This is a genomic window from Streptomyces sp. MZ04 (assembly GCF_004684775.1).
Lineage (GTDB): Bacteria > Actinomycetota > Actinomycetes > Streptomycetales > Streptomycetaceae > Streptomyces.
Map to the genome: position 1 here is coordinate 47,813 of NZ_SRIC01000001.1, position 23,913 is coordinate 71,725.

The 23,913-nt window shown below is 70.7% G+C and carries 22 protein-coding genes; 10 read left to right on the top strand and 12 right to left on the bottom strand.

Annotated features, from left to right (window positions below):
* Positions 1 to 214: 214 nt before the first annotated feature.
* Together E2651_RS00240 and E2651_RS00245 are read right to left on the bottom strand one after the other, a co-directional pair.
* On the bottom strand, positions 215 to 1,738 hold the full coding sequence (locus E2651_RS00240) for a leucyl aminopeptidase (RefSeq protein ID WP_135328880.1): 1,524 nt from the start codon (positions 1,736 to 1,738) through the stop codon (positions 215 to 217).
* Between the two features lie 181 nt (positions 1,739 to 1,919).
* Entirely contained in the window at positions 1,920 to 2,702 is a 783-nt protein-coding gene (locus tag E2651_RS00245) for an adenosylcobinamide-GDP ribazoletransferase (RefSeq protein ID WP_135328881.1), read from the bottom strand.
* A 63-nt stretch (positions 2,703 to 2,765) separates the two neighbouring features.
* Here E2651_RS00245 and E2651_RS00250 point away from each other — a divergent pair, with 63 nt between their 5' ends.
* Positions 2,766 to 3,524, top strand: coding sequence for a hypothetical protein (locus tag E2651_RS00250; RefSeq protein WP_135328882.1), 759 nt, complete (start codon positions 2,766 to 2,768; stop codon positions 3,522 to 3,524).
* Here E2651_RS00250 and E2651_RS44540 read toward each other — a convergent pair.
* The 3 genes from E2651_RS44540 to cobT form a co-directional block, all read right to left on the bottom strand.
* Positions 3,470 to 4,174: a hypothetical protein gene (locus E2651_RS44540; RefSeq protein ID WP_209446028.1), complete on the bottom strand. Its 705-nt coding sequence runs from the start codon at positions 4,172 to 4,174 to the stop codon at positions 3,470 to 3,472. The genes E2651_RS00250 and E2651_RS44540 overlap by 55 nt on opposite strands.
* Positions 4,171 to 5,937, bottom strand: a complete 1,767-nt coding sequence (locus E2651_RS00260; RefSeq protein WP_135328883.1) for a phosphatidylglycerol lysyltransferase domain-containing protein — start codon at positions 5,935 to 5,937, stop codon at positions 4,171 to 4,173. Before E2651_RS00260 ends, E2651_RS44540 begins: the two co-directional genes overlap by 4 nt.
* A 68-nt stretch (positions 5,938 to 6,005) precedes the next feature.
* A complete protein-coding gene (cobT, locus tag E2651_RS00265) occupies positions 6,006 to 7,076 on the bottom strand; it encodes a nicotinate-nucleotide--dimethylbenzimidazole phosphoribosyltransferase (RefSeq protein ID WP_135328884.1) in 1,071 nt (356 codons plus the stop codon).
* A 143-nt stretch (positions 7,077 to 7,219) separates the two neighbouring features.
* Here cobT and E2651_RS00270 point away from each other — a divergent pair, with 143 nt between their 5' ends.
* On the top strand, positions 7,220 to 7,960 hold the full coding sequence (locus E2651_RS00270; RefSeq protein ID WP_135328885.1) for a class I SAM-dependent methyltransferase: 741 nt from the start codon (positions 7,220 to 7,222) through the stop codon (positions 7,958 to 7,960).
* Between the two features lie 36 nt (positions 7,961 to 7,996).
* Here the strand turns inward: E2651_RS00270 and E2651_RS00275 are convergent, their stop codons facing one another.
* Positions 7,997 to 9,196, bottom strand: coding sequence for a bifunctional adenosylcobinamide kinase/adenosylcobinamide-phosphate guanylyltransferase (locus E2651_RS00275; protein WP_135328886.1), 1,200 nt, complete (start codon positions 9,194 to 9,196; stop codon positions 7,997 to 7,999).
* Between the two features lie 90 nt (positions 9,197 to 9,286).
* On the opposite strand from E2651_RS00275, the gene E2651_RS00280 reads away from it, so the two are divergent.
* Positions 9,287 to 9,508 carry a hypothetical protein gene (locus E2651_RS00280; RefSeq protein WP_135328887.1) on the top strand — a complete coding sequence of 74 codons (222 nt, stop codon included), beginning with the start codon at positions 9,287 to 9,289 and terminating at the stop codon, positions 9,506 to 9,508.
* Positions 9,509 to 9,566: 58 nt separating this feature from the next.
* On the opposite strand, the gene E2651_RS00285 is transcribed toward E2651_RS00280, so the two are convergent.
* The 3 genes from E2651_RS00285 to E2651_RS00295 all read right to left on the bottom strand — a co-directional run bounded on the left by E2651_RS00285 (position 9,567) and on the right by E2651_RS00295 (position 12,136).
* A complete protein-coding gene (locus E2651_RS00285) occupies positions 9,567 to 10,619 on the bottom strand; it encodes a trypsin-like peptidase domain-containing protein (RefSeq protein ID WP_135328888.1) in 1,053 nt (350 codons plus the stop codon).
* An 81-nt stretch (positions 10,620 to 10,700) separates the two neighbouring features.
* Positions 10,701 to 11,408 (bottom strand): class I SAM-dependent methyltransferase, encoded by a 708-nt coding sequence (locus E2651_RS00290; protein ID WP_135328889.1) that lies wholly within the window; start codon positions 11,406 to 11,408, stop codon positions 10,701 to 10,703.
* 74 nt (positions 11,409 to 11,482) lie between these two features.
* Positions 11,483 to 12,136, bottom strand: coding sequence for a DUF3043 domain-containing protein (locus E2651_RS00295; protein ID WP_167828631.1), 654 nt, complete (start codon positions 12,134 to 12,136; stop codon positions 11,483 to 11,485).
* A gap of 309 nt (positions 12,137 to 12,445) precedes the next feature.
* On the opposite strand from E2651_RS00295, the gene E2651_RS00300 reads away from it, so the two are divergent.
* From E2651_RS00300 to E2651_RS00320, 5 genes are all read left to right on the top strand, one after another.
* Entirely contained in the window at positions 12,446 to 13,237 is a 792-nt protein-coding gene (locus E2651_RS00300) for a PspA/IM30 family protein (RefSeq protein WP_135328891.1), read from the top strand.
* Between the two features lie 39 nt (positions 13,238 to 13,276).
* Complete coding sequence (locus E2651_RS00305) at positions 13,277 to 13,555, top strand: hypothetical protein (RefSeq protein WP_135328892.1); 279 nt, start codon at positions 13,277 to 13,279, stop codon at positions 13,553 to 13,555.
* Between the two features lie 106 nt (positions 13,556 to 13,661).
* Positions 13,662 to 14,906, top strand: a complete 1,245-nt coding sequence (locus E2651_RS00310) for a sensor histidine kinase (RefSeq protein ID WP_135328893.1) — start codon at positions 13,662 to 13,664, stop codon at positions 14,904 to 14,906.
* On the top strand, positions 14,903 to 15,589 hold the full coding sequence (locus E2651_RS00315) for a response regulator transcription factor (protein ID WP_135328894.1): 687 nt from the start codon (positions 14,903 to 14,905) through the stop codon (positions 15,587 to 15,589). Before E2651_RS00310 ends, E2651_RS00315 begins: the two co-directional genes overlap by 4 nt.
* Positions 15,590 to 15,740: 151 nt before the next feature.
* Entirely contained in the window at positions 15,741 to 18,854 is a 3,114-nt protein-coding gene (locus E2651_RS00320) for an efflux RND transporter permease subunit (protein WP_135328895.1), read from the top strand.
* Positions 18,855 to 18,939: 85 nt separating this feature from the next.
* Here E2651_RS00320 and nadA read toward each other — a convergent pair whose 3' ends face one another.
* Positions 18,940 to 20,148 carry a quinolinate synthase NadA gene (gene nadA, locus E2651_RS00325; protein WP_135328896.1) on the bottom strand — a complete coding sequence of 403 codons (1,209 nt, stop codon included), beginning with the start codon at positions 20,146 to 20,148 and terminating at the stop codon, positions 18,940 to 18,942.
* Between the two features lie 265 nt (positions 20,149 to 20,413).
* Here nadA and E2651_RS00335 point away from each other — a divergent pair, with 265 nt between their 5' ends.
* Positions 20,414 to 20,770, top strand: a complete 357-nt coding sequence (locus E2651_RS00335) for an iron-sulfur cluster assembly accessory protein (protein ID WP_030786960.1) — start codon at positions 20,414 to 20,416, stop codon at positions 20,768 to 20,770.
* A gap of 85 nt (positions 20,771 to 20,855) precedes the next feature.
* Here E2651_RS00335 and E2651_RS00340 read toward each other — a convergent pair whose 3' ends face one another.
* Complete coding sequence (locus E2651_RS00340; RefSeq protein WP_135328898.1) at positions 20,856 to 22,400, bottom strand: hypothetical protein; 1,545 nt, start codon at positions 22,398 to 22,400, stop codon at positions 20,856 to 20,858.
* Positions 22,401 to 22,554: 154 nt separating this feature from the next.
* Entirely contained in the window at positions 22,555 to 22,782 is a 228-nt protein-coding gene (locus E2651_RS00345; RefSeq protein ID WP_135328899.1) for a hypothetical protein, read from the bottom strand.
* Between the two features lie 135 nt (positions 22,783 to 22,917).
* Here E2651_RS00345 and E2651_RS00350 point away from each other — a divergent pair, with 135 nt between their 5' ends.
* Positions 22,918 to 23,892, top strand: a complete 975-nt coding sequence (locus E2651_RS00350; RefSeq protein WP_135328900.1) for a carbohydrate kinase family protein — start codon at positions 22,918 to 22,920, stop codon at positions 23,890 to 23,892.
* Positions 23,893 to 23,913 lie beyond the last annotated feature (21 nt).

Consider the following 23,913-nt stretch of genomic DNA (forward strand, 5'->3'; position numbering starts at 1 on the left):
CTTGTTTCGGCCCTGTGGTGGGGGCCCTGTCCTGCCGAGAACCCATCTTCGCACTTGTCGGCGGGAGGTGGGACGGCGGGCCGGGCTGTGAGACGTCTGATTCGACACGTCCAGGGGTTACCAAGGTGTACGAACGTACGGATTTCGTTGTGGGCGAAACCGCGTGGGGCCCCGGACGTACCTGCCGTCCGGGGCCCCACGCAACGTACGCAAATCAGCCGAGGTCGCCCGCGGCCGTGCGCTCCGCGAGCCGGACCAGGGTGCGGACCGCGGTGCCGGTGCCGCCCTTGGGCGTGTAGCCGAACGGGCCGCCCTCGTTGAAGGCCGGGCCCGCGATGTCCAGGTGCGCCCAGGTGATGCCCTCGCCCACGAACTCCTGGAGGAAGAGACCGGCCACCAGACCGCCGCCCATCCGCTCGCCCATGTTGGCGATGTCGGCGGTGGGGGAGTCCATGCCCTTCTTCAGGTGCTCGGGCAGCGGCATCGGCCAGGAGGGCTCGCCCGCCTCCTCGGAGACGTCGTGGATCGCGGCGCGGAACGCGTCGTCGTTGGCCATGATGCCGAAGGTGCGGCTGCCGAGCGCCATCATCATCGCGCCGGTCAGCGTCGCCACGTCGACGATCGCGTCGGGCTTGTCCTCGGAGGCCTTGGCGATCGCGTCGGCCAGGACGAGCCGGCCCTCGGCGTCGGTGTTGAGCACCTCCACCGTCTTGCCGCTGTACATCCGCAGGACGTCGCCGGGGCGGGTCGCGGAGCCGGACGGCATGTTCTCGGCGAGGGCGAGCCAGCCGGTGACGTTCACCTCGAGGCCGAGGCGCGCGGCGGCGACGACGGCGGCGAAGACGGCCGCGGCACCGGCCATGTCGCACTTCATGGTCTCGTTGTGACCGGCGGGCTTCAGCGAGATGCCGCCCGAGTCGTAGGTGATGCCCTTGCCGACGAAGGCGAGGTTCTTCTTCGCCTTGGACGACGTGTACGACAGCTTCACCAGACGCGGCGGGGCCTCCGAACCGGCGCCGACGCCGAGGATGCCGCCGAAGCCGCCCTTGGTGAGCGCCTTCTCGTCCAGGACCTGGACCTTGATGCCGTGCTCCTTGCCGGCCGCGGTGACGACGGCGGCGAAGGCCTCGGGGTTCAGGTCGTTCGGCGGGGTGTTGACGAGGTCGCGGGCGCGGTTCAGCTCCTCGGACACGGCGGTGGCGCGCTCGATCGCGGCCTTGTACGCCTTGTCGCGGGGCTTGCCGCCGAGCAGGGCGATCTCGGCGAGCGGACCCTTGGCGTCCTTGCCCTTGGCGGAACCGTTCTCCTTGTACGCGTCGAAGGAGTACGCGCCGAGCAGCGCGCCCTCGGCGATCGAACCGGCGTCCTCGGCGTCCTCGGCGGGCAGGGCGAACCCGGCCTTCTTCGAGCCGGACAGGGCACGCGCGGCGGTACCGGCGGCGCGGCGCAGGGCGTCCGTGCCGTACGTCTCGTCCTTCTCCGGCACCGTGCCGAGGCCGACCGCGACGATGACCGGCGCCTTGAAGCCGGAGGGGGCGGGCAGCTTGGTCACCTCGCCCTCGGCGCCCGTGGCGCCGAGGGTCTCCAGGACAGACGCGAGCTTGCCGTCGTACGCCTTGTCCACGGACTCGGCGCCGGGCGCGACGACCGGCCCCTTGGCGCCCTTCGCGACGCCGACGACGATCGCGTCGGCACGGAGGCCGGACGCGGCGGCGGTGCTGAGAGTCAGAGCAGTCACGGTGGTGAATTCTCGCTTCCGTTGAGTTCCAAGGCCGATGGGGTTGGGTCGACCGGGCCCGGCGCCAGCCTAGAACGGGCCGGAAGGGCGCCGGACATGAGCCTACGCGCGTCATGCCGATTCGATCGCGCCAGCGCAGATTCATCCGAACGTGTCGGCATTTTCATGTTTGCCGCGCGCCTCAGCCGAGAGCCAGGGCGACCAGGGCCGTTGTCGCGGCGGTCTCGGCGAGGGCGCCGAAGACATCGCCGGTGATGCCGCCGAAGCGGCGGACGCAGTGGCGAAGGAGCAGTTCGGCGGCGCAGACCGCGAGGACGACGGCGACCGCGTACCGCACAACCTCGTACGTACCGAAGGGCAGAGCCGCAGCCGCGGCGGCCGCGGTGACGGCGGCCGCCGTGAGCAGCGCGGCCTTCCTCGGAACGGTCCCCGCCACGGCGGCGCCGAGGCCCTCCGGGCGGGCCGGGGGTACGCCCGTGCGGGCGGCCAGGGTGAGGGCGAGCCGGGCCGCCGCCGCGGAGACGACGGCGGCGAGGGCGCCGCGGGTCCACGAGGCGTCGTAGAGCTGGAAGAGGACGGCGACCTGGGCGAGCAGCACGAAGAGAAGCGTGATGACGCCGAACGGCCCGACGTCGGACTGCTTCATGATCCGCAGCGCGTCCTCGGCGGGCTTGGCACTGCCGAGACCGTCGGCGGTGTCGGCGAGCCCGTCGAGGTGGAGGCCGCGGGTCAGCGCGGCGGGGGCCGCGACGGTCGCCACGGCGGCGAGCAACGGCCCCGCACCGAGGGCCATGAGCCCTCCGCCGACCGCCGCGGCACAGAGCCCGACGGTCAGCCCGGCGAGGGGAGCGCAGAGCATCCCGGAGCGGGCGGCTTCACGGTCCCACCGGGTGACGTCGACGGGCAGCGCGGTGAGGGTGCCGAAGGCGAAGCGGGGGCCGTCGGCGGGGGAGGATCGGGGCACCGCGGAAGGGTATCCGGGGCGGCAGCGGGTGCGGTGCCGTACCCCCCGGCCGAGGATGGCCCCATGGCCGACTGGTGGGAAACGAACATCGTGGAGCCGGGGAAGCTTCCGCTGCTCCTGGCCCTGCTCTCCTTCGTCGCCACCTTCCTCGTCACCCGCACCATCACCCGCCTCATCCGCGCGGGCAAGGGCCCCTTCCGGAACATCAGCACGGGCGACGTACACATCCATCACGTCGTACCCGGCATCTTCCTCATGCTCGTCGGCGGCTTCTGGGCCGTGGCCGCGGGCATGCACAGCCTGGGGTCGATGCTCGCGGCGGTCATGTTCGGGGTCGGCGCCGGCCTCGTCCTCGACGAGTTCGCGCTGATCCTCTACCTCGACGACGTCTACTGGAGCGAACAGGGCCGCAAGAGCGTCGAGGTGGTGATGCTCACCGCGGCCCTGGTGGTGCTCATCCTCACCGGCTTCACCCCGTTCGGCGTGAACGACCTGTCGCCCGAGGAGCGGAACAACCGCGCCGCGCTCGCCCTGAACATCGCCTTCAACTGCTGCTTCGCCCTGATCGCCCTGGCCAAGGGCAAGCTGCAGACGGCCCTGATCGGCATGGTGGTCCCGCTCGTCGCGATGGTCGGCGCGATCCGCCTCGCCCGCCCCGGATCGGCATGGGCCAGGCGCTTCTACCGCAACCGGCACCGCGCCCGCGCCCGAGCGGGCCTGCGCGCCTACCGCCACGACCGCCGCTGGGCGGGCCCGCGCCGCAAGTTTCAGGATCTGATCGGCGGCAAGCCCGACACGGAACTCGCGCGCCCGCGCCGCTGAACCACCGCCGAGCAGCCGCACAGCACGAGTACGGCCGCGATCGCCGCCAAGTGCTCCTTGCCCGCGAGGTTGTTCTTCACGAAGACCTCGATGACCATCACGGCGATCACCAGGGCCCCCGTGAACCACGCCCGGTACCGCCAGCACACATAGACCGCGAGCCCCACCACGGCGGCGGAAGGCCCGGTGTCGACGACCTGCGCGTCGGACGCGGGAAGCCCCAGCGGGTTGCCGGGACCCCACGCGATGCCCACGCGCGCGTAGAGCGTGCCCGCGAGGGTGGCCGCGTAGCCGATGACGAGCGTGCGCCACCAGCCGACGCAGATCTCGGCGATGCCGAACACCAGCAGGACCTGCGCGAGCGCTCCCCAGACGGGCAGGTCGAGCGCGGGTACGAAGAGCGAGAGCGGGGTTCGAAGGAGGGCGAGCCAGAGCGGGTCATCGGCCCGTACGGAACCGATGTTCTGGACGAACTGATAGCCCCAGGACTGGTTCTGCACGAACTGGAGGAGGGCGGTCAGACAGACCGCGGCGAGCGTCATCGGCGCCGCCCGCCACCGCCGCTCGGCGATGCCGTCCCGCACGGCGGCGTACAGCGGCCCCCACTCGTCGCGTGCCATCCGGGACAGGGACAGGGGCAGGGTGTTCATCGTCGGGACTCCAGATGCTTGCGATGCAGCCACTTCGGCAGGCCCGGCGCTTCCAGGAAGCCCTCCGCACGGGCCGACGCGATGCCGATGCGCGGCAGGTCACCGCTCTTCTCGAAGAGAAGGAAGCGCGGCTCCCAGATCGGGCGGTACTTCGCGTTGGCCCGGTACAGCGACTCGATCTGCCACCACCGTGAGAAGAAGGTGAGCAGCGAGCGCCACAACCGCAGGACCGGGCCCGCGCCGAGCCGCGAGCCGCGTTCGAAGACGGACCGGAACATCGCGAAGTTCAGCGACACCTGAGTGATGTCGATCTCCGGGGCGCGCTGGAGCAGCTCGATGACCATGAACTCCATCAGGCCGTTCTCGGAGTCGCGGTCGCGCCGCATCAGGTCGAGGGAGAGCCCGTTCGGCCCCCAGGGCACGAACGAGAGCACCGCTCTCAACTCGCCGGCGCCTTCCCCCGCGCGGCTGTCCCTGCATTCGAGCATCACGCACCGCCCGTCGGCGGGGTCGCCCAGCCGCCCGAGCGCCATGGAGAAGCCGCGCTCGGTGGCCCCGTCCCGCCAGTCGTCGGCGCGCTCGAGCAGATACGCCATCTCGTCGGCCGGAATATCCTCGTGACGCCGGATCCGCACCTCGTACCCGGCCCGCTTGACCCGGTTGTACGCCTGCCGGACGGTGCGCATGGCCCGCCCCTCCAGCGTGAACTCAGCCGTCTCGACGATCGCTTCGTCGCCCAGCTCCAGCGCGTCGAGACCGTGCCGCGCGTAGATCGTGCCCGCCTCCTCGCTCGCCCCCATCACGGCCGGGATCCAGCCGTGTTCGCGGGCGGCGGCGAGCCACGGCTCGATGGCGCCGGGCCAGGCCTCCGGATCCCCGATGGGATCACCGGAGGCCAGGGAGACGCCCCCGATCACCCGGTAGGCGACCGCCGCCTTGGCGCTCGGCGACCACACGACGCTCTTCTCGCGGCGCAGCGCGAAGTACCCGAGCGAGTCGCGCTCCCCGTACTTGTCGAGCAGCCCGTGCAGCTTGGCCTCGTCGTCCTCGGTGAGCGGGTCGACGGCCTTGCGTGAGCGGAAGGCGGCGTACAGCACGGCAAGGAGGAGGAGCGTGCTGAGCACGTTGATGGTGACGTTGACCCAGCCCGGCGTGGCGATGCCCTCGAACCGTGTGTCGTCGGCGGCGAGCGAGACGAGCCGCATGGTGCCGTAGCGCCAGCGGTCGAGGAAGGTCGAACGGTACTCGTCGTCCGCGTGGTTGGTGACGGTGACGAGGAGTGCGGCGATCAGCGAGGTCACGAGAAGACCGCCGACCGCGACGGCCGCCGCGAGCTTCGGATTCGACCGGTCGCCCTTGGCGTAGAACTCCCGGCGCCCGACGATCAGCGCGGCGACGAAGGCGGCGGTCAGGACGAGGGAGATCCAGTTCTGCGCGTGCTGACGGATCTCCGGAAAGATCATCGCGAACGCGAAGAGAAGCAGGAAGAGCCCGCTGAGTACGAGGTTGAGAATCCAGGCGGCGCGTTTGCGGCGGCGCATCGTGATGGCCAGGAACATCGTGAACGCCCCCGAGGCGAATCCTGCCGTCAGCAGATACGGGGTGAAGTAGTTCTCGGTGTTGTGCCGCCGCAGATCCTGCCCCAGGGAGACCCAGACCGCGCTCAGAAAGTTGATGAAGGTGACGGCGCGCAAGTACCAGACACTGAAGCCCGCAGCGATCCGCCGATTACGCCCAGAAGCAACATTCGGCTCATCTCCCATGAAAGGGGATCATATGGGCCGTGATGTCCGAGTTGCGGGCAGGCGTTCCGCACGGCGGCGCCCCGCGGCTACTCCGCGTCCTGCGCCGCCGGTTCAGGCGCAACCGGCAGCTCGGCGGAGAGCGCCGCCGCGGCCCGCACCAGCGGCACGGCGAGCAACGCGCCCACGCCCTCGCCCACCTTCACGCCCTGCTCGAGCACCGGATCGAGCGCCATCCGGTCCAGCGCCTTGGCCTGCGCAGGCTCCCCGCTCGCATGCCCCGCGAGCCACCAGTCCGGCGCCCGGAAGGCGACCCGCTGGGCCACCAGCGCGGCCGCCGAAGCCACCACGCCGTCAAGAATCACGGGCGTACGCCGCACCGCGCACTGCAGCAGGAACCCGGTCATGGCGGCGATGTCCGCCCCGCCGACCGCCGCGAGCAGCTCCAGCTGGTCCCCGAGCACGGGCCGCGCCCGCCGCAGCGAGTCACGGACCGCCGCGCACTTGCGCATCCACGCCAGGTCGTCGATCGGCGAGCCGCCCCGCCCGGTCACCACGGACGCGTCGGTCCCGCAGAGCGCGGCGACCAGCGTCGCGGCGGGTGTCGTCCCGCCGACGCTCACATCGCCGAGCACGACCAAGTCGGTGCCGGAGTCGGCCTCTTCGTCGGCGACGGCCATCCCGGCCCGCACCGCGGCCTCGGCCTCCTCGGCCGTCAGCGCGTCCTCGATGTCGACGCGCCCCGAGCCGCGCCGCACCCGGTGACCCGCCACCTCGGCGGGCAGTTCGGCCGGGTCGCAGTCCAGGGCCATGTCGACGATGCGGACGGGCACGTCCAGGCGGCGCGCGAGCACGGCGACGGGGCTCTCGCCGGAGAGTACGGAGCGCACGAGTTCGGCCGCGCCGCCGGCGGGCCTTGCGGAGACGTCGAGCTCGGCGACCCCGTGGTCGCCCGCGAACAGGATCACGCGCGGCCGCTCGATCGGCTTGACCGGAACCGACGACTGGGCGGCGGACAGCCACTCGCCCAGCTCGTCGAGGCGCCCGAGCGCCCCGGGCGGCACGCTCTGCCGTTCCCTGCGCTCCTCGGCGTCGCGCCGCACGCCGCCGTCGGGGCGCTCGATCAGGTCGGTGAAGTCGTCGAGATTCAGCGAGCTCATTCGCCGAACAGTACCGGGAGGGTCGGGGACCCGTGCGGTCGCCTCCGTGGTGTCATTGCACCGGTGTCGATCATCCCTTACGTGCCGTTTCAAGGGGATTGTCGTACTGCTCGAACCGCCTGACAGAGGAGCCCTCCACCCCCATGGACGCCGCCCAGGTCGCCGCAGCCCAGGCCGAGAAGATCCTCGCCGCCCCGCACTCGGCGGCCCGCCGCCACCAGGCACGCGCCCGCGCGATGGGCCGCTTCATCGAGCCCGAGAGCTGGCTGGACGTCGACACCGGACACGGGCACTTCCCCGCCGCCGCCAAGCAGGTCCACCCGTACACCGCCTTCGACGGGCTCGACCGCACCGAGCGGGTGGAGGCGGGCCGCGAGGCGGGCCGCGTGGAGGAGGCCCACCGGGGACTGCTCGCCGATCTCGCGCCGAAGCTCGCGGGGCGCTACGACGCGCTGAGCATGTTCCACTACCTGGAGCGCAGCGCCGATCCGCGCATCGAACTCATCGCCGCCCGCACGGTGTTGCGGCCCGGCGGCCATCTGATGATCGAGGTCCCCGTCCCGGAGAGCCGGTACGCCAGGCTCCTCGGCAAGGGCTGGATCCGGCCCGAGCCCCACCACCGCATCCCGCTCACCGCGCTCCGGCGCGAGCTGGAGAGCCTCGGCTACACCGTCGTGGCCACCGACCGGCGCGAGCCGCACATCCCGCTCGACCTCACCGCGGGCCTCGCCGTCACCCTCGGCCGCATCCGCGCCGCGGCCCGCCTCGCGACCCCGCTGCTGGCCGCCGCCGCCCTGGCCGACCGGCTGCTCGCACCCGTGGTCAGCCGCACCCGGTTCTCCAACGCCTACCGGATCATCGCCCGCAGGAACCCGGACGCGTGAGCGGCCCGGTCGGCCCGGTCGGCCCGGTCGGCCCGGTCAGCCCCGCAGGGCCAGCGCCTGGCCCGCCACGACCATCAGGACCTGCTCGCACTCCGCCGCGAACGCCGCGTTGAGACGGCCCAGTTCATCGCGGTAGCGGCGGCCCGACGCGGTCGCGGGGACGATGCCCGAGCCGACCTCGTTCGAGACGGCGACGACCGTGCGCCGGGTCGCCCGCAGCGCGTCCGTGAGCTCGGCGACCCGCTTGCGCAGGGCCCGCTCGCCGCCGCCCGCCCACTCGGCGTCGTCCCACGCGTTCACCTCGTCCATCGCGTACGTCAGCCACAGCGACAGGCAGTCGATGAGCAGGGGAGGCCCGTTCCCGGCGAGCAGCGGCACGAGGTCGCAGGTCTCGGCGGTGCTCCACGAACCGGGCCGCCGCTCGCGGTGCGCGCTCACCCGGTCCGCCCACTCGGAGTCGCCGTTCCTGGTCCCGCCCGTCGCCACGTACAGCACATCGGGGAACGCCTCGAGCCGCCGCTCGGCCTCCACCGACTTCCCCGACCGGGCGCCGCCCACGACGAGGGTGCGCCGCGGCACATCCGGTACGTCCTCATAGGCGCCGACCACCAGCGTCGCACCGTCCCGCACGGCCCGCGCACCGGCGGCCGCGAGCCTGCGCCGCAGCTCCGCGCCCGGCGGCACCTCATGGCTCAGATGCACGGCGATGATGTCCGTCGTCGGCCCGATGGCGCCCGCCGCCCGCAGCCGGGCGAGCCCGTCGGGCCGCCCGATGACATCGGCCACGACCATCTCGTACGCCGGTGCGCCGTCCGGCACCCCGGACGGCGCACCCCCCGGCGGCAGATACAGCAGCCGCTCGCCGTCGGGCCCGGTCACCTCGTACCCCGTGCCCGGGTGGTCCATCGCCACCGCGCGCACCCGGTGCCCGGTGAGCAGCGCGAGCTCCCGCCCGTCCGGCACCCGGCCCGGCTGCGGCAGACCGGCCGGTACCTCCACCGAGGGGCCGTCGTGCGGATGGGAGAGGAGGACCTGGCGTACGCCGCCGAGCGTGTGCCCGGAGCGGGCGGCCGCGAGGGCGGCGCCAGGAGTGAGGTCGAGCAGCAGAACGCCGTCGACGAGGAGCGCGGTGGCGGCGCGTGCGGCGTCGCCGAGCGCCGTCGCGCAGGCCGCGCACGGGCAGCCTGGGACGGGCAGGCCTTCGGGAGCGCCGGTGCCGAGCAGAGTCAGTTCCACGAGAAGATCCTCCCGCGTCGCCGCGAGCGCCGCTCGCCCGGCTAGGCTTCAAGCGGCTTCACACAGCTGTCGGACCATCGGGAGGCTGGCATGGCGGCATGGACGTGGCGGTTCGAGAAGGCGGACGGGACGGAGGTCCAGCCCGCGCTGCAGCCCGAGGAGTTCACCACTCAGGGCGACGCGGAGTCCTGGGTCGGCGAGTACTGGAAAGAACTCGCCGACGGCGGCGCCGACCAGGTGTCGCTGTTCGAGGACGCGAACAAGATCTACGGGCCGATGAGCCTGCACGCGGAGGACGCGGCACAGGGCTGAGCCGGGCCTGGACGTGAGGGAGGCGGTGGCCGTCGGCCACCGCCTCCCTCACGTCCCGCTACATCTCGCCCAGCGTGACGTCGACGGTCTTCTCGGCGCCGTCCCGTACGTACGTCACCTTCGTCTCGTCGCCCGGCTGCTGCCCGGCGAGGGCCTCGGAGAGCGAGGTGATCGTGGTGATGTCGGCGTCGCCCACCTTGGTGATGATGTCGCCGGTCTCGATACCCGCATCGGCCGCCGCACCGTCCTGCTGCTCGTCGACCACGGCGACGCCCGCGGGCCGGTAGTCGTCGCCGAGGACCGTGCGTCCCGTGATGCCGAGCGCGGCCCGGCCCGAGTCGGTGACCTTGCCGTCCTTGATGATCTGGTCGGCGACGGTCTTCACCATCGAGGACGGGATCGCGAACCCGATGCCGGGCGCCGCGCCGTCCCCCATGTCCGGGTCGGTCGCCGCGAGCGTCGGGATGCCGATGACCTCGCTGTCGAGATCGACCAGGGCGCCGCCGCTGTTGCCCGGGTTGATCGCCGCGGACGTCTGCACCATGTTGGCGATGGTGGCGCCGGTCCCGCCGCCCGTGCTGCCCTCGCTGACGGTCCGGCCGGTGGCGGAGACGATGCCTTGAGTGACGCTGGACGAAAGACCCAGCGGCGAACCCATGGCGAGCACGATCTGCCCGACCTCGGCCTTGTTGGAGTCGCCGAACTTCGCGGCCTTGAGCCCGCTCGGCACGTCGTCGAGCTTGATGACGGCGAGGTCCTGCTCCGGGTACGCGGCGACGAGCTCCGCGCCGAGGGTCTGCTCGCCGGTGGCCGTCGTCACCTTGAAGGTCCGCTCCTTGCCCACGACATGGGCGTTGGTGACGATGTGCCCCTTGTCGTCGTAGACGACGCCGGAGCCGAGGCTGTCGGAGGCCTCGATCTGCACGACGGACGGCAGGACGTCCTCGATGACCTGCTGGTAGTCGTCCTCCAGGTCGTTCGCTGCGGCGGGCGCGGCCTGCGTGGTGGACTCACCGGAGTCCCCGGAGCCGCCGCTCGAACAGCCGCCGAGAAGGAGCCCCGCGACGAGGGCCGCGGCGACGGTGGCGTGACGGGTACGCGAGACATTCATGCCCCGAGTGTCGTGTTTGCCCGAATGTGCCGCTCTGGGATGCGGGGCAATCGGGTGGCTGCACGGATCCGGGGCGTACCCCTAGTCCCGTACCCCGCAGAGATGCAGCAGCGCCGCGACCCGGCGATACGGGTCGGTACGCCCGGCCCGCTCCTCGGCCGCGAGCAACGCGTCCAGCTCGGCCTCCGCAGGAGGCGCGACCCCGTCCGCCGCCGTATCGGTGAAGACCCGCACCCCGTACCAGGCGTGCAGCGGCGCCGCGATCCCGGCGAGGGACGCGACCACCGCGTCGAGCCGGTCCGCACGCGCCTCGATGCCGATGCGGTTGCGATAAGTGGTGGAGTCGAAGGCGGCCAGCGCCCCCGCCCAGTCCCCGGCGAGCCCCGGCCGCATGGCCAGCGCGTCCGCGTTGCGGACGAGCAGCGAGAGGAGCCCCCCGGGCGCCAGCATCCGGGCAAGCCCCGCGAGCAACGCGTCGGGCTCCTCGACGTACATGAGTACGCCATGGCACAGCACCACATCGAAGCTGCCCGGCAGGAAGTGCACCCCGGTCTCGTGCCCGTCGCCCTCGACGATCCGCACCCTCCCGCGGATGCCCTCGGGCTCCGCGTCGAGCGCGGCACGCGCCGCGGCGACCATCGTCGGATCCTGCTCGACGCCCGTCACCTTGTGACCGGCACGGGCGAGGCGCAGCGCCTGCGTGCCCTGGCCCATGCCCACGTCGAGCACCCGCAGCCGCTGCCCCACGGGGAAGCGCGCGGCTATCTGTTCGTCGAGCTGCCGGGACACCAGCTCCTGGCGTACGGCATTGCGCAGGCCGCCCAGCTTCTCCAGCCAGGCGGCGGCCCCGCCGGCGAAACCGCTCAGGGCCGCTCTCCGCGCTTGACCTGCGGCTTGGGCAGTCGCAGTCGGCGCATCTGGAGCGTACGCATCAGGGCGTAGGCGACGGCGCCCTTCTTGCTCTGGTCCGGGAAGCGCTCGGCGAGGCGCTTCTTCAGGCGGAACGCCGTCGTGACGGAGTCCAGGATGATCAGGACGATCACGACGAGCCAGAGCAGCAGCGCGATGTTCTGCAGCTGCGGGATCCGGACCATGCTCAGTACGAGGATGATCACTGCCAGCGGCAGGAAGAACTCGGCGATGCAGAACCGCGAGTCCACGAAGTCACGGGCGAACTTGCGCACCGGACCCTTGTCGCGAGCGGGCAGATAGCGCTCGTCACCGCTGGCGAGCGCCTGACGCTGCTTGTCCATCTGGACGCGGCGCTCGCTGCGCTGCCGCTTCGCGGCCTCCTTGCGCGTCACAGGCGTGTTGGCCACGCTGCGGCGCTGGGTCTGGGCCTCACTGCGCTTGGGCGTGGGGCGGCCCTTGGGGGCCTCGGGGTCACGGGTCTGCTGGGAGTCGGTCACCGGGGCCTTGCTCGCCGGGGCCTTCTCGTCCTTGGATCGGCTACGGAACACAAAACCCAAGGGTACGGGGTAAAAAATAGGTGCGGGGCCGAAGGCCCCTCTTTGCAAGGGCGGTGGTGGGAGACGGGCGGGCGTGTGGACTCCAGCCCGACGGGGAACGATCCGGCAACACCGGGCGTCTTGATTATGTGTCTACGGGGACGTTCAGTGCGGTTTGCAGCCGCTTTGCGGGCGCTTGCAGAGGGGTTCACAGGGGTGCACCTACTCCCTGCGCCGGAGCGCGGCAGGACGCAGTCGTCCTTGGGGATGAGCGCATCCGCACGCGAACAGTGCGGTAATGGATGCAGGGCCCGTACTGTGGGTTCTGTTGCAGTACCTGGAGCTGAGAAGTCCGTCAGAAGGGGGCGCGCGAAGCCCATGAGCGGTGTCATGAAGCGTATGGGGATGATCTTCCGCGCGAAGGCGAACAAGGCCCTTGACCGGGCCGAGGACCCGCGCGAAACCCTCGATTACTCCTACCAGAAGCAGCTGGAGCTGCTGCAGAAGGTGCGCCGTGGTGTCGCCGACGTGGCGACGTCGCGCAAGCGCCTCGAGCTGCAGCTGAGCCAGCTCCAGAAGCAGTCCTCCACCCTCGAGGACCAGGGTCGCAAGGCCCTCGCCCTGGGCCGTGAGGACCTGGCCCGCGAGGCGCTGTCGCGCCGGGCCGCCCTGCAGCAGCAGGTGACCGACCTGGAGACGCAGCACCAGACCCTCCAGGGCGAGGAGGAGAAGCTCACTCTCGCGGCGCAGCGCCTCCAGGCCAAGGTCGACGCCTTCCGTACGAAGAAGGAGACGATCAAGGCCACGTACACCGCGGCGCAGGCGCAGACCCGGATCGGCGAGGCCTTCTCCGGCATCTCCGAGGAGATGGGCGACGTCGGCATGGCCATCCAGCGTGCCGAGGACAAGACCGCGCAGCTCCAGGCGCGGGCCGGCGCGATCGACGAGCTGCTCGCCTCCGGTGCCCTCGACGACTCCTCCGGGCTGGCCAAGGACGACATCCAGACCGAGCTGGATCGCCTCTCCGGTGGTACTGATGTAGAGCTGGAACTGCAGCGCATGAAGGCGGAACTGGCCGGCGGCTCGACGCCGAAGCAGGCCATCGAGCCGGGTCAGGGACAGCCCCAGGCCCAGCAGCCGCAGGACACCCCGCGCTTCGACAAGCAGTAGCTCCACATCGGCTCACCGCTCACGTCCGAGGAGGACGACATGATCGTACGGATCATGGGGGAGGGGCAGGTGAAGCTGGCCGACAGCCACTTCACCGAACTGAACAAGCTGGACGACGAGCTGCTGGCCGAGATGGAGAGCGGCGACGAGTCCGGCTTCCGCAGAACGCTGGCCGCGCTCCTCGACAAGGTCCGGGAGCTGGGCGAGCCCCTCCCGGACGAGGCGCTGGAACCCTCGGAACTGATCCTCCCCGCCGAGGAAGCGACGCTGGACGAGGTCCGCCAGATGCTGAGCGACGACGGCTTGATCCCCGGCTGACTGCGGGTCAATCGGACGGGTGGGCGGCGGACGGCTCCCGGTGCCCAAAGCAGCCGAGCCGGCAGACCGGTCCCGGCAGCCCGCAGGGCCCCGTACCGTTTAAGGCGTGACGACTCTCGTGCGAGGCCGCTGTTGGGCCAAGGCTCATCCCCTGGCGGTGGACGGCGCCCTCGCGGCGGCCGTTCTCGTCTGCATGATCATCGGGTCGTTCGTCGAGCCGTACCGGCACGACGGAGGACCCAGCTGGGGCACCCGCACCCCGAGCACCTTGAGTGTGATGCTGATGGTGCTCGGGGCCGCGGCGCTGGTCTTCCGGCGCCGCGACCCCTGGATCGTGCTCGCCGCGACCTCCACCGTCTCCGTCATCGACCTCGTCACCGGCGCGTACCGCGGTGCCGTGGTCATGAGCGCGGTCGTCGCCCTCTATACCGTCGCCGCCACCACCAACCGGCCCACCACCTGGCGCGTCGGCCTGGTCACCATGACGGGACTGACAGGAGTGGCGATGGTCGCGGGGCCCCTGCCCTGGTACTCCCAGGAGAACCTCGGCATCTTCGCCTGGACCGGCATGGCCGCCGCCGCGGGCGACGCCGTCCGCAGCCGCCGTGCCTTCGTCGACGCCATAAGAGAGCGTGCCGAGCGGGCGGAACGGACGAGGGAGGAAGAGGCCCGGCGGCGCGTCGCCGAGGAGCGGCTGCGCATCGCCCGCGATCTGCACGATGTCGTCGCCCATCACATCGCCCTCGTCAACGTGCAGGCCGGAGTCGCCGCGCATGTGATGGACAAGCGGCCGGACCAGGCGAAGGAAGCCCTCTCCCACGTGCGCGACGCCAGCCGCTCCGCGCTCAACGAACTGCGCGCCACCGTCGGCCTGTTGCGGCAGTCCGGCGACCCAGAGGCCCCCACCGAGCCCGCCCCCGGCCTCGCCCACCTCGACGATCTCGTCGACACCTTCCGGCACGCGGGCCTCCCCGTGGAGGTGACCCGCGGCGACGCGGAGACGGAGCTGCCCGCCGGGGCCGACCTCGCCGCCTACCGGATCATCCAGGAGGCGCTCACCAACGTACAGAAGCACGCGGGTACGGGCGCCAAGGCCGAAGTCAGCGTCGTCCGCGTAGGACCGAACATCGAGGTGACGGTCCTCGACGACGGGCCGGGGGAGGGCACCGAGCCCCAGGATGACGAGGACAACGGCGGCGGGCACGGTCTGATCGGGATGCGTGAACGCGTCAGCGCGCTCAGCGGCCGCTGCACCGCGGGCCCCCGCTACGGCGGCGGTTTCCGCGTCCATGCGATCCTGCCCGTCACGGCAAAGCCGGTCAGCCCGGCAGAGGGAGGGACCACCGCGTGACGATCCGGGTGCTGCTCGCCGACGATCAGGCACTGCTGCGCAGCGCGTTCAAGGTGCTCGTGAACTCCGAGTCCGACATGGAAGTCGTCGCCGAGGCGTCGGACGGCGCGGAGGCCGTCGAGCTCGCCAGGGCGCAGGCCGCCGACGTCGTCCTGATGGACATCCGCATGCCCGGCACGGACGGCCTCGCCGCCACCCGGATGATCAGTGCCGACCCCGCCCTGGCCCACGTACGCGTGGTGATGCTGACGACCTTCGAGGTCGACGAGTACGTGGTGCAGTCGTTGCGCGCGGGTGCCTCCGGATTCCTCGGCAAGGGGGCCGAGCCGGACGAGCTGCTCGGCGCGATCCGCATCGCGGCCGCCGGCGACGCGCTGCTCTCCCCGGCGGCGACCAAGGGCCTGATCGCCAAGTTCCTCGCGCAGGGCGACGGTTCGGACGGTGACGGCGCGGGCGGGGTGCGCGGCGAGCGGCTCGACGCGCTCACCGGGCGTGAGCGCGAGGTCCTCGTCCAGGTCGCGGGCGGCCACTCGAACGACGAGATCGCCGAGCGGCTCGAGGTCAGCCCGCTCACCGTGAAGACCCATGTGAACCGCGCGATGGCGAAGCTGGGCGCCCGTGACCGGGCACAACTCGTGGTGATCGCCTACGAATCCGGCCTGGTACGTCCAAGGGTGGAGTGAGCCGGAGTGCGGTGTACTGCGCCCGCAGTATGCGCCGCATCAGAACGGGACCCGGGAGTGACAGTTCCCTCTCCGGACATGGCAGATCGTGTAGGGGGCACCGGCCTGCCGGTGCCCGTTCCTGCGCAGTACGCCACAGAGAGAGACCACCATGTCCTGGCTGTCCCGATTCAGCCTGGCCCAACGGGCCCTGATCGGGCTGATATCGATCGTCGCGCTCGTCTTCGGCGCCATCGCGATCCCTCAGCTCAAGCAGCAGTTGCTGCCCTCCATCGAACTCCCGATGGTGTCCGTCCTGGCCCCGTACCAGGGCGCGTCCCCCGATGTGGTCGAAAAGCAGGTCGTCGAGCCGCTCGAGTCCTCCATCGACGCGGTCGACGGGATCACCTCAATCACCTCCACGGCGAGCGAGGGCAACGCCGTGATCATGGCCCAGTTCGACTACGGCAACGGCTCCAAGCAGCTCGTCGCCGATGTCCAGCAGGCCGTGAACCGCGCCGGGGCCGAACTCCCCGACGACGTCGACCCGCAGGTCATCGCGGGCTCCACGGACGACATCCCGACCGTGGTCCTCTCCGTCACCTCCGACAAGGACCAGCAGGCGCTCTCCGACCAGCTCGACCGCACCGTCGTCCCCGCCATGGAGGACATCGACGGCGTCGGCCAGGTCACCGTCGACGGCGTACGCGACCTCCAGGTCGATGTCACCCCCGACGACAGGAAGCTGGCCAAGGCGGGTCTGACCCAGGCCGCGCTCGGCCAGGCGCTCCAGGCGGGCGGCGCCACGCTCCCCGCGGGCTCCTTCGACGAGGACGGCAAGAACCGCACCGTCCAGGTCGGCGGCGGCTTCACCTCCCTGAAGCAGATCCAGGACCTGATGGTCACCCCCGAGGCCAAGCCCGGGGAGCGCCCCGGCAAGCCGGTCCGCCTCGGCGACCTCGCCACGGTGAAGCAGCAGCCGGCGGACCCCACGTCCATCACGCGCACCAACGGCAAGCCGAGCCTCGCCGTCGCGATCACCATGGACCAGGACGGCAGCGCCGTCGCCATCTCCGACGCGGTCAAGGACAAGCTGCCCGACCTCCGCAAGGACCTGGGCAGCGGCTCCGGCCTGACCGTCGCGAGCGACCAGGGCCCGGCCGTCTCCAAGTCCATCGAGGGCCTCACCACCGAGGGCGCGCTCGGCCTGGTCTTCGCGGTCATCGTCATCCTGGTCTTCCTGGCGTCGATCCGCTCGACGCTGGTCACCGCGGTCTCCATCCCGCTCTCGGTCGTCCTCGCACTGATCGTCCTGTGGACCCGCGACCTCTCCCTCAACATGCTCACGCTCGGCGCGCTGACCATCGCGATCGGCCGCGTCGTCGACGACTCGATCGTGGTCCTGGAGAACATCAAGCGCCATCTCGGATACGGCGAGGAGCGCGAGGCCGCGATCATCAAGGCGGTCAAGGAGGTCGCGGGCGCGGTAACGTCCTCGACCCTGACCACGGTCGCGGTGTTCCTCCCCATCGGCCTGGTCGGCGGCATGGTGGGCGAGCTCTTCGGCTCGTTCTCGCTGACGGTGACGGCGGCGCTCCTGGCGTCCCTGCTCGTCTCGCTGACCGTCGTCCCGGTTCTCTCGTACTGGTTCCTGCGCGCCCCCAAGGACGTGCGCGGCGCCGACCCGGATGAGGCCCGCCGCAAGGCCGAGGAGAAGGAGGCGAAGAGCAGGCTCCAGCGCGTCTACGTCCCCGTCCTGCGGTTCGCGACGCGGCGCCGCCTCACCAGCCTCGCCATCGCGATCGTGATCCTCGTCGGTACGTTCGGCATGGCGCCCCTCCTGAAGACCAACTTCTTCGACCAGGGCGAGCAGGAAGTCCTGACCATCAAGCAGGAGTTGAAGCCCGGTACCAGCCTCTCCGCCTCCGACGCCTCGGCGAAGAAGATCGAGAAGATGCTGGACGGCCTCGACGAGATCAAGGACTACCAGGTCACCGTCGGCTCGTCCGGTTTCATGGCGGCCTTCGGCGGCGGCACGGACACCAACCAGGCCTCGTACACCCTGACGCTCAAGGACAAGTCGTCGTACGACAGGACCCAGGACCTGGTCGAGGAGGAGCTCGGCAAGCTCTCCGGCATCGGCCAGACGTCCATCGCGGCCGGTGACGGCTTCGGCAGCCAGGACCTGAGCGTGGTGGTCAAGGCCGCCGACGGGGACGTGCTGCGCAAGGCGTCCGACGAGGTGCGCGCCGAGGTCGCGAAGCTCGACGACGTCACGGACGTCCAGAGCGACCTCTCGCAGAGCATCCCGCGCATCTCGGTCAAGGCCAACTCCAAGGCGGCGGCGGCCGGTTTCAACGACACCACGCTCGGTCAGGCCGTCGCCCAGGCGGTCCGCGGCACGAAGAGCGGCAAGGCGATCCTGGACGACACCGAGCGCGACGTGGTGGTGAAGTCGGCGAAGCCGGCGAAGACCCTCGCCGAGTTGCGCAGGCTGAACCTCGGCACTGGCGTCAGGCTTGGTGACATCGCTTCCGTCAAGCTGGTCGACGGACCGGTCTCGATGTCCCGCATCGACGGCGCGCGCGCCGCGACGATCACGGCGAAGCCCACCGGTGAGAACACGGGCGCGGTCAGCGCCGACCTCACCAAGAAGCTCGACGCGCTGAAGCTGCCGGACGGTGCCACGGCGTCCATCGGCGGTGTCTCCGAGGACCAGGACGAGGCGTTCGCCTCGCTGGGCCTGGCGATGCTGGCGGCGATCGCGATCGTCTTCATGCTGCTGGTGGCGACGTTCCGGTCCCTCGCGCAGCCACTGATCCTGCTGGTCTCCATCCCGTTCGCTGCCACGGGCGCGATCGGCCTGCTCATCGCGACGGACACCCCGATGGGCGTCCCGGCGATGATCGGCATGCTGATGCTGATCGGCATCGTCGTCACCAACGCGATCGTCCTGATCGACCTGATCAACCAGTACCGCAAGCAGGGATACGGCGTCGTCGACGCGGTCATCGAAGGCGGCCGCCACCGCCTCCGCCCGATCCTCATGACGGCCTTGGCGACGATCTTCGCTCTCCTCCCCATGGCCCTGGGCATCACGGGCGAGGGCGGCTTCATCGCCCAGCCGCTCGCGGTGGTGGTGATCGGCGGCCTGATCACCTCGACCCTCCTCACCCTCCTCCTCGTCCCGACGCTGTACGCGATGCTGGAACTCCGCAAGGAGCGGCGCCGCGCGAAGCGCGAGACGAAGCGGGCGAAGAAGGCGGGCGTCCCGGCGCAGATCTAGCACGCGGTAAGGGGCGCCCGCAGTGGCGGGCGCCCCTTACCTACGAGCCTACGTACGAGCCTTACGTACGAGAAAAGAAACAGGACTACGGAAGCGCCAGCATCCGCTCCAGCGCCAGCTTCGCGAACTGCTCGGTCTCGCGGTCGACCTCGATCTGGTTGACCAGGTTGCCCTCGGCGAGGGACTCAAGCGCCCAGACCAGGTGCGGCAGGTCGATCCGGTTCATGGTCGAGCAGAAGCAGACCGTCTTGTCGAGGAAGACGATCTCCTTGTCCTCGGCGGCGAAGCGGTTGGCCAGGCGGCGTACGAGGTTGAGCTCGGTCCCGATGGCCCACTTGGAGCCGGCAGGCGCCGCCTCCAGGGTCTTGATGATGTGCTCGGTCGAGCCGACGTAATCGGCCGCGGCCACGACCTCGTGCTTGCACTCCGGGTGCACCAGGACGTTCACGCCGGGTATCCGCGCCCGCACGTCCTCGACCGACTCCAGCGAGAAGCGCCCGTGCACCGAGCAGTGCCCGCGCCACAGGATCATCTTCGCGTCGCGCAGCTGCTCGACGGTCAGGCCGCCGCCCGGCTTGTGCGGGTTGTAGACCACGCAGTCCTCGAGCGAGAAGCCCATGTCGCGGACCGCGGTGTTCCGGCCGAGGTGCTGGTCGGGCAGGAAGAGGACCTTTGTCGAATGGGGCTCCCCCTGCTCGAAGGCCCACTCAAGGGCCCGCTTGGCGTTCGACGACGTACAGATCGTGCCGCCGTGCTTGCCGGTGAAGGCCTTGATGTCGGCGGAGGAGTTCATGTACGAGACGGGCACGACCTGCTCGGCTATCCCGGCCTCGGTCAGCACGTCCCAGCACTCCGCGACCTGCTCGGCCGTGGCCATGTCGGCCATTGAGCAGCCCGCCGCCAGGTCGGGAAGCACGACCTTCTGGTCGTCGGTGGTCAGGATGTCCGCCGACTCGGCCATGAAGTGCACGCCGCAGAAGACGATGTACTCCGCCTCGGGCTTGGCGGCCGCGTCCTTGGCCAGCTTGAAGGAGTCGCCGGTGACATCCGCGAACTGGATGACCTCGTCGCGCTGGTAGTGGTGGCCGAGTACGAAGACCTTGTCCCCGAGCCTCTCCTTGGCGGCGCGGGCGCGCTCGACCAGGTCGGGGTCGGAGGGCGACGGCAGGTCGCCGGGGCACTCCACACCGCGCTCGCTCTTGGGGTCGGCCTCACGGCCGAGCAGCAGCAGGGCAAGCGGCGTGGGCTGAACATCGAGGTCCACGAGGTCCACGGGGGACTGGGCGGTGGTCACGAGACACGCACCCTTTCTCTTCTGCAGACGAGCCTTTTCGTCTAATTGACGTTATCTATCATAACCGCTTCACGTCAGTTTGACGATGGCCATAGTGTCGATGTGACGCGTTCGCCTTTCACGGGTCGGTGCTCCGGCGGATGTCATGTGCGAGCATGAAGGGACAGACGGCCGAGAGACACAGCGCTCGGCCCGGAATGAATCCGCGGCCCCGACGGTTGCAACCGTCGGCAAGCAGTCTCCGTACAACCCGGGAGAGAAGCAGATGTCCGTATCGGACGAGACCACCACCGTGAGCGACGGCATCCTCCTGTCCGACGCCGCCGCGGCCAAGGTCAAGGGCCTTCTTGAGCAGGAGGGCCGGGACGACCTGGCGCTGCGCGTCGCCGTTCAGCCCGGCGGCTGCTCCGGCCTGCGCTACCAGCTGTTCTTCGACGAGCGCACGCTCGACGGCGACGTCGTCAAGGACTTCGACGGCGTGAAGGTCGTCACCGACCGGATGAGCGCTCCTTACCTGGGCGGCGCCTCCATCGACTTCGTCGACACCATCGAGAAGCAGGGCTTCACGATCGACAACCCGAACGCCACCGGCTCCTGCGCCTGCGGCGACTCCTTCAGCTAAATCCGTACGCCGGGCCAACGTCCGGTCCCGTACGTGGAAGACGGCCCCCGAGATCTCGGGGGCCGTCTTCGTCTGCCGGCTGCGGCTACTTCCGCGGCACCGTCTCGCCGCCCGCCGCGTCCACGACCTTGCGGTCGCCGAGCGGCGCGTCCAAGGTCACGGTCTCCGTGAACTCCTTGGCGATCATGATGCAGACCTCGCCCTTCTTGTGGGTCTCGGTCACCTTGACGCTCACACTGCCCTTGCTCTCCTCGGCCGACGCCGAGTAGTCACTGCACACGCCGCCCCAGAAGTGCAGCGTCAGCGACTTGCCGTCCGCGCTGTAGGACTCGACGCGCAGCGTCGGGTTCTCGCCCGGCTTCCCGGAGGGCGTGGGAGTCGGCTTGGGGGTCGGCGTGCTCGGCGAGGTCAGGAACTTCGGCTCCACCGCCGGGTGCGTCACGGTGAAACTGTCCTGCGCGCCCTGCGGCTTCACCTCGAAGAGCCAGGACGGCACGAGCGCCTGGCGCCCGTCCACGAACTGCACGGCGAGCCCGAACGTCGCACCCTTCACGGTGATCGGCTGCGGCTTCGGGGGAGCGGACGAGGGCTCGCAGGGCGCCTGCGTCCGCTTGTCGTCGTCACCCGCTGTCTGCTTGTCGCCGTCACCCGCCGCCGGCTGCTGTCCGTTGCCCGGCGCCGGCTGCTCCCCGGAGCCCGTCGCGTGGTCCGGCACCGCCGTGGCGCAACCGCCGATGCCGACACGGCCATCGCCCTTGCCCGACTTGTTGAGCTGCTTCAGGGTCTCGTCGGCGCTCGTCACCGGATACGTCGCGCCCTTCTCCGGCGCCTTCAACTGGCCGCTGCCGCCGACCACTTGACCGTCCGAGCCGACCTGGATGCCGGTCGACCAGCCGTACGTCGGGAGGCCGCCCACCTTTGGGTCGGCGTTCACCACCCGTACGGCGCCCATGAGTTGGCGGGCGTCGAGCTTCGCGTCGTCCTGGCCGAGCGCCTTCAGGACCGGCGCGGCGGCCTTCTTCGCCGCGCTCTCACCGACCGCGTCGCCCGAGCCGTTCGGTGCGGTCGACGTCCCCGAACAGGGCTTGCCCTTCTGGCAGTTGTCGGTACCACCGGTGGCGTACTGGGTGAACGTCCAGGTGCCGGGGGCCTGCTTGCTCACCTGGAGCGAGGGTCCCGAGCCGTCCTTGGCCGGACCGATCCGCCAGGCCCCGTCCCGCGAAGTGGGCTTGCCCTCGACGCCCAAGGCCCGGGCGAGCTCGGTCACTTGGTCCGCGCCGACCGTGCCCCGCGCGTGGTACACGGCCGCCGAATCCGGCCCGTCGGGCAGCTTGCCCTCGGCGCGGTAGGCGGCGCCGTTCGGGTCGGGCTCGCCCGGGGCGATCCCTCCGGTGCCGCCGCTCCGGTCGCCGTCCGTGTATCCGTCGAGCGCGAGCGGCGGGGGCGCCCCGCCGTCCCCCGCGGGCGCGCCGCCGTCATTGCTGCTGCCGCTGCCGCCGGTCGCCGTCGCGGCGAAGTAGGCGCCGCCGCCACCGACGAGCAGGACCGTTGCCGCCACCGACGCGACGGCAAGGCGGGAACGCCGCCGCTGCGGCTCGGCCGCGTCATGAACGGATCGCTCGGTGCTCACCGCATCGCTCCTTCGACTGCACTGCTGTCCCTTGAGACCCGTGGGTGAGTCTCGTTCGTATCCCGCATCCCCTTTACGGGGGACAGCGGTGGGACGCAGCGGGGGAGCGCACGGTTCCCTCCGTGCGCTCCGGTGCCCCTGGAGTCAGTTTCGGTCAGTCTCCGTACTCGGACATTCCGTCGATCAGCCGCGCGGACGCGGTCGGCACGGTGACTCCGTGGATCAGGGCGGGCGACACCGGGGCGGCGGTGGCCGCGGCGGGCGCCACCCAATGCCGGGCCATGCGGGCGCAGTCGCCGCGCAGGGTCTCCATGTTCTCCGGGGGCTCGGAGGGCAGCTCGACGGGACGCGTGGTGACGACATGCTTCGAGATAACGGCCATAAACGCACCGTACGCATCTGAAGCCCTGCGAAAAAAGCCCTACTATCGGGTAGTTTTGCCTCTTCAGTGGGGGTGCTCTGACCCGGTAGCGTGAACTGTCAACCCCTCGCCTCTCCTCCACAGGAGTACTCAGCCGTGCGTATCGCAGTCACCGGCTCCATCGCCACCGACCACCTGATGACCTTCCCCGGCCGCTTCGCCGACCAGTTGGTCGCCGATCAGTTGCACACGGTCTCCCTCTCTTTCCTGGTCGACGCCCTCGACGTCCGCAGGGGAGGCGTCGCCGCGAACATCAGCTTCGGCATGGGGCAGCTCGGCACCGACCCGATCCTGGTCGGCGCCGCGGGCTCCGACTTCCACGAGTACCGCGCCTGGCTCGACCGGCACGGCGTGGACACCGCGTCGGTGCGCATCTCCGAGACCCTGCACACCGCGCGCTTCGTCTGCACCACGGACGCCGACCACAACCAGATCGGCTCCTTCTACACGGGCGCGATGAGCGAGGCCCGCCTCATCGAACTGAAGACCGTCGCCGACCGCGTGGACGGCCTCGACCTGGTCCTGATCGGCGCTGACGACCCCGAGGCGATGCTCCGCCACACCGAGGAGTGCCGCTCCCGCGAGATCCCGTTCGCCGCGGACTTCTCGCAGCAGATCGCGCGCATGGAGGGCGAGGAGATCCGCACCCTCCTCGACGGCGCCACGTACCTCTTCTCCAACGAGTACGAGAAGGGGCTCATCGAGTCCAAGACCGGCTGGAGCGACGCCGAGATCCTCTCGCGGGTCGGCCACCGTGTGACGACCCTCGGCTCGCGCGGCGTCCGCATCGAGTCCGTCGGCAAGGACCCGATCGAGGTCGGCGTCCCCGAGGAGGAGGCGAAGGTCGAGCCGACCGGCGTCGGTGACGCGTTCCGCGCGGGCTTCCTCTCGGGCCTGGCCTGGGGCGTCTCGCACGAGCGCGCGGCACAGGTCGGCTGCATGCTGGCCACCCTGGTCATCGAGACCGTGGGCACGCAGGAGTACGAGCTGCGGCGCAGCAACTTCATGGAGCGCTTCACCAAGGCGTACGGCCATGCGGCTGCCGCCGAGGTCCAGACGCACCTGGCCTAGGGCCTGTCCGATGGGTCAGGC